Origin of the sequence: Endozoicomonas sp. ALC013 (assembly GCF_049310205.1) — a bacterium.
GTDB lineage: Bacteria > Pseudomonadota > Gammaproteobacteria > Pseudomonadales > Endozoicomonadaceae > Endozoicomonas.
The window spans coordinates 1-9,008 of sequence record NZ_JBLYNS010000171.1 but is presented as its reverse complement, the minus strand read 5'-3'; the positions used below and the strand labels follow the sequence as shown (position 1 = coordinate 9,008).

11 protein-coding genes, 1 tRNA gene and 1 pseudogene are annotated in these 9,008 nt (G+C 50.6%); 4 read left to right on the top strand and 9 right to left on the bottom strand.

Annotation, left to right across the window (positions count from 1 at the left end; translation table 11 throughout):
- Positions 1-803: DUF1186 domain-containing protein (locus tag ACO6V1_RS20900; protein WP_422468343.1), on the bottom strand; the 803-nt coding region annotated here is incomplete at its 3' end.
- Between the two features lie 216 nt (positions 804-1,019).
- Between ACO6V1_RS20900 and ACO6V1_RS20895 the strand changes: the two are divergent.
- The 3 genes and pseudogenes from ACO6V1_RS20895 to ACO6V1_RS20885 all read left to right on the top strand — a co-directional run.
- Positions 1,020-1,140: pseudogene (locus ACO6V1_RS20895) on the top strand (UTP--glucose-1-phosphate uridylyltransferase); the annotation flags it as partial.
- Positions 1,141-1,301: 161 nt separating this feature from the next.
- Positions 1,302-1,706: a hypothetical protein gene (locus ACO6V1_RS20890; protein WP_422468341.1), complete on the top strand. Its 405-nt coding sequence runs from the start codon at positions 1,302-1,304 to the stop codon at positions 1,704-1,706.
- Positions 1,707-1,884: 178 nt separating this feature from the next.
- Complete coding sequence (locus tag ACO6V1_RS20885) at positions 1,885-2,313, top strand: hypothetical protein (RefSeq protein WP_422468339.1); 429 nt, start codon at positions 1,885-1,887, stop codon at positions 2,311-2,313.
- 435 nt (positions 2,314-2,748) lie between these two features.
- Here ACO6V1_RS20885 and ACO6V1_RS20880 read toward each other — a convergent pair whose 3' ends face one another.
- From ACO6V1_RS20880 to ACO6V1_RS20870, 3 genes are read right to left on the bottom strand one after another with little or no spacing between them, the layout of a single operon-like run.
- Entirely contained in the window at positions 2,749-4,041 is a 1,293-nt protein-coding gene (locus tag ACO6V1_RS20880; RefSeq protein ID WP_422462918.1) for a restriction endonuclease, read from the bottom strand.
- A gap of 15 nt (positions 4,042-4,056) precedes the next feature.
- On the bottom strand, positions 4,057-4,368 hold the full coding sequence (locus ACO6V1_RS20875; RefSeq protein WP_422468337.1) for a hypothetical protein: 312 nt from the start codon (positions 4,366-4,368) through the stop codon (positions 4,057-4,059).
- 9 nt (positions 4,369-4,377) lie between these two features.
- On the bottom strand, positions 4,378-4,614 hold the full coding sequence (locus tag ACO6V1_RS20870) for a hypothetical protein (protein ID WP_422468335.1): 237 nt from the start codon (positions 4,612-4,614) through the stop codon (positions 4,378-4,380).
- On the opposite strand from ACO6V1_RS20870, the gene ACO6V1_RS20865 reads away from it, so the two are divergent.
- Positions 4,613-4,981: a hypothetical protein gene (locus ACO6V1_RS20865; RefSeq protein WP_422468333.1), complete on the top strand. Its 369-nt coding sequence runs from the start codon at positions 4,613-4,615 to the stop codon at positions 4,979-4,981. The genes ACO6V1_RS20870 and ACO6V1_RS20865 overlap by 2 nt on opposite strands.
- Before the next feature lie 113 nt (positions 4,982-5,094).
- Here ACO6V1_RS20865 and ACO6V1_RS20860 read toward each other — a convergent pair.
- The 5 genes from ACO6V1_RS20860 to folP form a co-directional block, all read right to left on the bottom strand.
- Positions 5,095-5,181 (bottom strand) — tRNA-Leu (locus ACO6V1_RS20860).
- A gap of 71 nt (positions 5,182-5,252) precedes the next feature.
- On the bottom strand, positions 5,253-5,660 hold the full coding sequence (gene secG, locus ACO6V1_RS20855; protein ID WP_422468331.1) for a preprotein translocase subunit SecG: 408 nt from the start codon (positions 5,658-5,660) through the stop codon (positions 5,253-5,255).
- A 2-nt stretch (positions 5,661-5,662) separates the two neighbouring features.
- The gene (gene tpiA, locus ACO6V1_RS20850; protein ID WP_422447463.1) at positions 5,663-6,409 is read right to left on the bottom strand and encodes a triose-phosphate isomerase; all 747 of its coding nucleotides are present in this window, start codon (positions 6,407-6,409) and stop codon (positions 5,663-5,665) included.
- Positions 6,410-6,545: 136 nt separating this feature from the next.
- Entirely contained in the window at positions 6,546-7,883 is a 1,338-nt protein-coding gene (glmM, locus tag ACO6V1_RS20845) for a phosphoglucosamine mutase (protein ID WP_422447465.1), read from the bottom strand.
- 206 nt (positions 7,884-8,089) lie between these two features.
- Positions 8,090-8,935, bottom strand: coding sequence for a dihydropteroate synthase (folP, locus tag ACO6V1_RS20840; protein ID WP_422468329.1), 846 nt, complete (start codon positions 8,933-8,935; stop codon positions 8,090-8,092).
- Positions 8,936-9,008 lie beyond the last annotated feature (73 nt).

Sequence of the window (9,008 nt, the reverse complement as noted above, 5' to 3'; positions counted from 1 at the left end):
TCAGCGGGCTTCTCCTGCGGCCGCGTGCTGTTAAAGCTGGCCCAACCTTGCAACTCAGCCACACAATCATCAATCAGGGCAGAGCTTTCATAGGATGGAAAGCTTACCTCGCCGGAATGCTCCTGTAACATCGTACCTAACCGCTCCCTGCCCATAAATGAATCGGTCAGCAGTCCCCGGTCAAACACGTCCAAAACAGAAGTTTCCAGCTCGGCGGCTCCGGCAATGATGCAGTTAGAGACCAACCCGTCCCAGACTGGACTCCGCTCCTGCTCAAGCCCACCACTAAACAGCTGCTGGAAGTAGCTGAGCAGCACCTCACGGGGCAGAAACCCATGGAAAACCAGAATCGTCAGGCAGGTCAAACAGGAAGATCGAACGCAAGGATGAACCGCTGTGTTTTCAACCAACTGCTTCAGTGGTTCCACGTTACATCCGTTACTGGTGTCACTTTCGCTGCTTACTTCACCAGCGATCACCGATGCCAGTATTCGAGCCAGGCTCTCACTGACCACATAACCAAGCAGTCGATTGACCGTCCGGGGTTTGGCCGACACTATCCGGAGCATCACCGGCAATGCCTTTGATTCCCGGAACTGAGCCAGCAGGTAAAAGGCAAAAAAGACCAGATCCACACGCTGGCTTTCGGGTATCTCATCCCCCTGCCCGGCAACGCCTTCGAGATAGTCCAGCAGGCGCGGAATCAATTCCGTCCGCTGCTCACTGGCCGCCAGCAGGGTTTCTCTGGGCAGCTCACCCATCACATGGTTTGATAACCGGTTGATAACATCGTCAATGTTCACGGGTACTCATCCTGTCTCTTGTCGCTATTTTTGTATAAGGATAGCGTTTAAACAGGCTGAGAGTGTTTGTCCCGGAAGAACTTACTTATCTCCACTGCTTCTAATACCTATCGCAGGATATTACCGAGCGGATTGCCGGGGTTGACCTTTTTCATCAATTGATTGCCATGTCTGAGCAGGAAGCTTTGCCAGTGCAACTTTCGGGTGCTAATGAAGAAGCAATCTCTGCGTGGTTGTGTGCTGGCTTATAAATTCAAGGGCAGACGTTTTGACTGTGCCAGTATTGAAGGTTTTATCGAAGCGACCACATTGCTACGATACGCTTTATGCCCTTTAGAGATCGCTTCCCGCTGCCCGCTCCCCGAAAAGGCAGCTTTTCTTTTGCGGGCAGCGCTCTTGAAAAGAGAACGGGGATATCCTGGCCAATGGCGTAGGAATTTGGGGCCACCTTGGATTGTATGCAATGTATCAGAGCAGTATCTGGCAGCAGAGAGATTTATGAGCAGTTATATGTGGATGCCCGCAAAACGGGCATCCAACCCCAAAGTATCACCCGAGACCAAAGCGGCCCTGAAAGCCCGGGCCGACCGATGGGTAGAGGAATACCTGAAACCGGCAAATGTCCAGCCTCCGCCGGAGAACCCGAGGTTCAACTATCTGGTGGATATCTTTACCAAATGGCATGGCAGTTTTTTCTATTTCTGCGCCACTTACCACTGCCCATCTCCCGTTGCCATCAGCCCGTCCTTTGAACGGAAGTTTGCCAGAATGACCTACAGCGGTAATAATACCTATGCGCTGTCTTATATGCGGCACACCGATAAGTGGCACGAAGTCTTCTATGATCAGGATATAGAGCAGTGCTTTGAGCTGATTGCTCATGAGCCCTGTTTTTTGCCCTAATACATGGTTTCAATGAGTTTGACGTGTACAAGCTCCGCTCACCCTGAGCGGAGTCGAAGGGTGCCTGGCACGATCTATTAGAGTCCGAAGTTTCCACCCTTCGACAGCCTCAGCACGAACGTTGTGGGTATCAACGCCTAGCTGCACCAGGAGGCTGACCGAGAATCAATCGTAGAGTATGGATGAACGAACGTTTATGGATACCGAACAAACCCTTGAGAATATCACCGCAACCAATAGTACCAGTGCCCTAAGATCATTGTGTCAGCTCCTGCGGGACAAGTGGGTTTATTTTTATGTCATTGATGATGGCAGCTTTGTGGATGGCGAAGGGATTGAAGAGCTGGTGTTCATCAGCAAAAAGCGCCCTGTGAACATTCCCACCGTTTATTTAAACGACCTTCACAATGCCGTCCTGTACACTCATAAGTCAACAGCCATTGACCGTATCCAGCCTGAATATCGTATTGGCCAGATGAAAGGGGACAAAGCGTACAAAATGTTTCTTGGCGTGAAATCGATCACAGGTATGATTATCCAGGGCCAGGATGCCTGGATTTCATTTCCTGTTTCCTATCTGGAAGAGCTACAACCTGCTGAAGCCTGACCTTAATGATTTAGCGAATCACTATATGAGGACCACTGACACCATCCCCGAAGCCCCAGCCATCACCAATGAACGACTCTACATTGAGTGGTTTGTGCAATACAGCGATAAAACTGGCAGAGCTGAGAAACCTGGCAGGCCGTTATGCAAAAAGTGACGGGTGTCGGCCTTTATCGCTAAACATACCGACCGTGGCATGAGCCTGTTGGAATTACACCCGGACCGGGACTTACTGTTTGAGCGGGTCTCGTTTATGTCGGAAGACACTTGAGCAAAATTGAAGAAGGTGCTGGCACAGTAAGGTTGGCTGGCAACCTGTCCTGAGACCCAGAGGATGCTCTTAGTCGGGACCATATCATGATTGGGGGGTGAAGATACTGGAGAAAAAATACCAGTATGCGGAGGCGGGGCGATTGGTTCCGGAGATTTGAGAGATTAGATCTTACCTTCCGCCCAAAGCTGTTCAAATTCCCTTTTGGCTCTCATCTTTTGGTTAATGCATTCAATCATATGTTCTTCAGAGAGCCAGTCATCACAACCCCGGGGCATTTGATACCAGGCTTTCCAGGCATTCGCCCTGGCTTGTTCCTGCTCCCGGTTGGCCTGTATCTCAAGTAGTATTTTCTGATCACTGGCCAGGACAGCCTGTTGCTCCATCATCGCCACTTGCTGGTCATAGGCAGTCGATAATTGCTGAACAGGCGGGTTTATCGGTTCAGAAGTCCGGTTTGTATTTTCCACAAATAACGATTCTGGCCTGTTTCCCTTTTCCAAATAGGTCTGTTGTGCCTGCTGTTGGACTTTCGCCCCATGGCTATTGGTGGACTCTGACAGGAACGCCAATACGGCTGAGATTCCCTTGATCACCAACGCCATAACCACAAATACAAAAACACCACTGATCAGCAATGGTTTGTGGCTATTCCCGTTTGAGGTCTTACCGGAAACCTTCGGTCGTCGTGTTTTTCTGGCAACCATTGGCTCACTGTCATAAGCATTCGAAGGGTCAGAAACACGACGACGGTTAATGACAACAGAGTCACCTGTTACTTTTGGCGGAATACCTAAAACACTGGTTAATGAAACGCTGCTGTTCTTCTCATCCCTTTTCAAATACAGCTTTTGATGACAGCCCGGAAAGTTTCTGCAGCCCCAGAATTGATTGCCCTTATTCTTTCCCTTTGAGACAGTTCTGAGCACCATCTTGATATCACATTGCGGGCAGGTTGGAGTCCCGTAATCACCAGACAGGCTATCCGTTGCCAGCTCTTTCTGCTGCACTTCCGGCAACTGGCTGATCAGTGTCAGAAGCCTGTTGCCAGAAATCAGTTGCAGCTTTTTACCTTTGGCAAAGGCCTGTGCATCTTCGGTAAAATCACTGGCGGTGATAAACACGCCCACCGGAACGCCGTCAGCAGCCATCACCCCATACAGTTCACGAACCGCCTTAACCCCTATCCTCTGGTATGACCAGGCTTTGCACTGAACGTAAACCTTAACGGATCTTCCTTCCTGTGTCGTTTTTTCCAGAATAACATCAACACCCCCGTCCGCACCGGAACCAGTCAGACGGGCGTTATATCCCTTCTTTTGGAAATATCTCTGAGACAGCTCCTCAAACCGTTTCCAGTCCATTTGCTGAAGATCCTGAAGCACCAGCAATCTGGGCTTCGGGGATGCTTCTGCGACTGTTTTTTCAGGCGTAAAACCGGATTCAACTACTTCCATCAGCTGCCTGTCATCCTATCGTTTTGTTTCCAATTCCCAGTAATCCATAATTCGCACCCGGCCAATGGTCTGCATATCCGGCGTACGGGTATTGGTCTGGTCCAGACCTTTATAACTGATCAGAAAGCTGCACAACTGTTTTTTACCATTCTCTTCACGCAGGGCCAGAAACATACCAGGCCCTGGTCGTAACTCCCGTTCTACCACCAACAGGGTGAAACCGGTAAAGCACTCGACGGTTTCCGTCACATAGTAATACTCGTAGAGTTTCTTACCCCGGAACTTGTATTGCTGGCTGGCAAAAACATCCGGCACTCGAGCCGCCACTTCATAATATCAATCCCCTTCCGATGGTACCACAGTGACGTGAGTCAACATGGCTGGGTGGGCCAGTGGCTCTTTGGTGGTTTCAGGCTCCGGGTCGTAAGGGTCACCGATGCCGATGCCCAGCCAGTGGCTGAAGACACCGGTAGCTTCCACCAGCAGTTTTTGAGAGCTTACACCCGGAAGGGCAAAAGGCTCACTGGATGAAATCACGCTCTCGACACCACGGCTGAAAAAAGCACTGGCCATGCTTGATGAATTTAACCAGGGGGAAAAGTTCGAGTACGTCTTTGGTGCACCCAACCTCAAAGCTCAAAAGGGTGTCCAGATGGAACCGGGGAAAAAAATGGTCAAGAACACCCTGGACACCCAGTGGCAGAATCTGATTAATAGCGCCGCCAAAGAAAAGTTGATTGCAGGAAAGTGGCACTTCCATGACCTGAAAGCAAAAGGAGTATCGGATCATGAAGGACTGGTATCCGGACACAAACCCTGGAAGCCAAGAAGGTTTACATCCGTAAAACACAGGAAGTCAAAGGAACGAGATGAAGAAAACGAAGGTACAAAAAAAGGCCATCTCAGGCCTTTTTTTTATGCGACTATTGTCAAACAATAGTCATGAACCAAAATACTATTAAGAGGCTATTTTTGGCCGCTTTTTTTTGGGAATTTTTTTGATAAACGACCATATTAGTCTATTCCTAAATCCCCGTAAACCCTTGATTCTATTGGTGCCGAAGACGAGACTCGAACTCGTACGCCCATACGGGCACTGCCCCCTCAAGACAGCGTGTCTACCAATTCCACCACTTCGGCCTTAACTGTCGCTCTCGGCGACAGCAAAATTATTTCTGAAAACTCTTTATAAATCAATAAGATTTTAATTCTTACTGAGCGTTTTCAGAGCGGCTGGAGCCGCTGCTCTCAACGGGCTGAGACTCTAACACAGGCGCATCGCTTTCGATAGTGTTTTCTAATGAATCAACCGAAAAAGGCGCATCATTGACCGGCACACTCTGTTCAATCTGAACAGATGGTAAACCAGCATCAGCAACACTATCAGCTTTCTGCCTGGCCATCATCGCCAGACCGATACTGGTGACGAAAAAGATCGTTGCCAGAATGGCGGTTGTACGGCTCAGAAAGTTCGCTGAGCCCTGGCTTCCAAACACCGTTTGTGAAGCCCCCGAGCCAAAACTGGCTCCTGTTTCTGCACCTTTGCCCTGCTGCAGCATGATCATAGCGATCACGCCAACAGCTACCAGCACGTGCACAAGAAGAATAATGGTTTCCATTACTATCCCGCAGCGTGACAAATCACCTTGAAATCAGCAGCTACCAGCGAAGCACCACCGATCAGACCACCATCAACATCAGGCTGGCTCATCAGTTCTGCCGCGTTGTCAGCCTTCATGCTTCCACCATACAGAACACGGGTTCTGTCCGCCATGGACGGATCGTTTTCTGCCAGCAGCGCACGAATTTCAGCATGAACTTCCTGCGCCTGTTCAGGGGTTGCAGTCAGACCGGTTCCAATAGCCCAAACTGGTTCATAGGCAATTACATAATTAGCCAGACGCTCCGGACCAGCAGCCCGAAGCACAGTATTGATCTGATGAGCCACTACTTTCATAGTGTCACCAGCTTCGCGCTCAGACAGAGTCTCACCAACACAAAGGACTGGTACCAGACCCTGATCAACCAGAGCACAGAATTTTGCAGCCACATCGGCATCGGTTTCGCCATAGAGGGAACGACGCTCAGAGTGACCAATAAGTACATATTCACAGCCAAGGTCTTTGGCCATCAGAGGAGAGATTTCACCCGTGTAGGCTCCTGACAGGTTATCAGAGGCATTTTGCACACCAAATTTAACCGCAGAACCCTTCAGCAAGTCGCGTACCTGCTGAACGTATACGCTAGGTGGAAAAACGAGCACCTCAGCCTTGGTTTCAAGTCCCGAAAGGATTCCATCAACAAGCTCACGGATACTGTCAGAAGAACCATTCATCTTCCAGTTTCCGGCTACCAGTGGCTGACGCATACCGCTTACCTCTTTGATCGCGAGGCCGGAATACTAACCCGAAAGACACCAACATACAATAAGTCAAGCCCTGCGAAGCTATTGAAATCAAGGCAACACAGCTCCGGTGCAAGCCGATACCTGCACCGGGTGACATTCAGCACATTTCCTGTTCAACCACTTTTGCCAGCTTTTCCGCCTGAGCCTTTACCTGAACGCCGTCTTCACCTTCTACCATCACCCGAATGACTGGCTCAGTTCCTGAAGCTCTCAGAAGAACGCGACCTTTTCCAGCCATCTCTTCTTCTGCTTTTTTTACCGCCTCAACAATACCCGCAATGGTGTCGGTGTCCCGCTTATTCTGCACCCGGACATTGATCATAACTTGTGGATAAAGAGTGATCGCAGCCACCATTTCAGACAGTGACTTACCTGCTGCCTGCATGGCTTTTAACACTTTCAAGGCCGAGACAATGCCATCACCCGTGGTCGATGCATCACGACAGATAATATGGCCTGAAGACTCACCGCCGAGCTGCCAGTCATTGGCTATCAGCAGTTCATTGACATAACGGTCACCGACATTGGCCCTGGCAAAGGGAATGCCGGCAGCTTCCAATGCTTTCTCCATTCCCAGGTTGGTCATCAACGTGCCCACGACACCACCCTTCAAGATCCCCCTGGAATGGCGATCCATGGCAATAATAAACAGCAGCTGGTCGCCATCGACGACCTCACCCTGATCATCCACCATAATGACCCGGTCACCATCACCGTCCAAGGCAATTCCCAGATCCGCACCGGTTTCCCTGACTCTGGCAGCCATGCCTTCCGGGCTGGTAGCGCCTGCGTTCTCGTTAATGTTGACACCATCCGGATGGATGCACATCGGTATCACTTCCGCACCCAGCTCTCGAAAGACCGCAGGACCAACCTGATAGGTTGCACCGTGGCCGGCATCAATCACAATTTTCATGCCACGCAGATCCAGCTGCTGGGAAGTGCTGCCCTTGCAGTACTCAATGTACCGGCCTGCAGCATCATTCATCCGAGTCACTTTACCCAGACTCTGGGAATCCACTACCTCAATCTCTGACTCAAGCAATGCTTCAATCTTCAGCTCAACCTCATCGGATAGCTTGGTGCCGTCGCCTGCAAAAAACTTTATACCATTGTCGTAAAACGGGTTATGGGAGGCGCTGATAACAATACCCGCCTGCCCATTAAAGGTTCGGGTCAGATAGGCAATGGCAGGGGTCGGCATTGGCCCGGTCAGGACAACATCGATACCGGCGGCAGACAGACCGGCCTCAAGCGCGGACTCAAACATATACCCGGAGATTCGGGTGTCCTTGCCAATAATGACTTTCCCTTCACCCTGTTCCGCCAGCACACGACCCGCTGCCCAGCCCAGCTTCAGGACAAAATCCGGAGTAATTGGAAAGTCACCCACCTTCCCTCGAATTCCGTCGGTACCAAAATATTTTCGAGCCATAGCCGTTTACCAAGAATTTCTGAAAGCAATATCTGGTAATCATCTCACTCATTCAAGTGAACCACCAGTACCATCAGGTTATCTTGAAACGAAGAGGGTTTAAGGAATAGGCGACATTGATGACTTAATGACAGTGAAGACTACCCACCACTGCGGAAGCTCGATCTCCAGACTGGCAGGCATCATTATTTTTTGAAATGAAAACGTTAAGCTTCGTCAACGGCCTGAAGCAAACGCAGGACGTCAACCGTTTCCCTGACATCATGCACACGGATGATATGAGCACCTGCCTGTGCCGCCAGCGCAGCTGCTGCCAAACTGCCCGGAAGCCGGTCTTCGGTATCCCGATCCAGGGTTGCCCCAATAAACGACTTTCTGGACATACCCGCCAATACCGGCAGACCCGCTTCATGGAAGCGGCGAAAACCCTTCAGCATTTCAAGATCGTACACTGGCGTTTTACCAAACATACCGCCCCCAAAGCCCGGGTCCAGTATCAAGCGCTCCCTGGCAATTCCGGCCTTCTCGCAGCGCTCCACACAAGCCATCAAATACTGGCTGACCTCTTTAACCACATCACCATAGACCGGTACAACCCCGGGCTCAGGTTGATCAACAAGAGAGTGCATCAGAATAATGGGAACTGTCGTTTCCGCTGCTGCTTCCAACGCCCCCTCACGGTGCAACGCCCGGACATCATTAATAATCCCCGCGCCCGCTTTTACCGCCTCTTTCATCACCAGAGGAGAGCTGGTATCAATGGAAATAATGACGTTGAAGCGCGACGCCAAACCTTCAATAACTGGCAGAACCCGCTCTAACTCCTGCTCCTGGGCTGGCGCACCGGAAGCACCGGGGCGTGTCGACTCGCCACCAATATCCAGAATATCCGCCCCGTCCTTGATCATCTGCTCGGCAACATTCAGCCAGTTATCAGCACAGCGGCTCCCTTGATAAAAAGAGTCCGGTGTAACGTTCAAAACCCCCATCACCCTGGGCCTGTTCAGATCCAGCATTTTCCCTGCACAGTTCAACTTGAATTCGTTGCTCATGAATACTCCTCAGATCCCGTTCAGTCATTTTTTCTGATGGCCACCCTGACCAATCACTCCCCCTGAGCGGGTA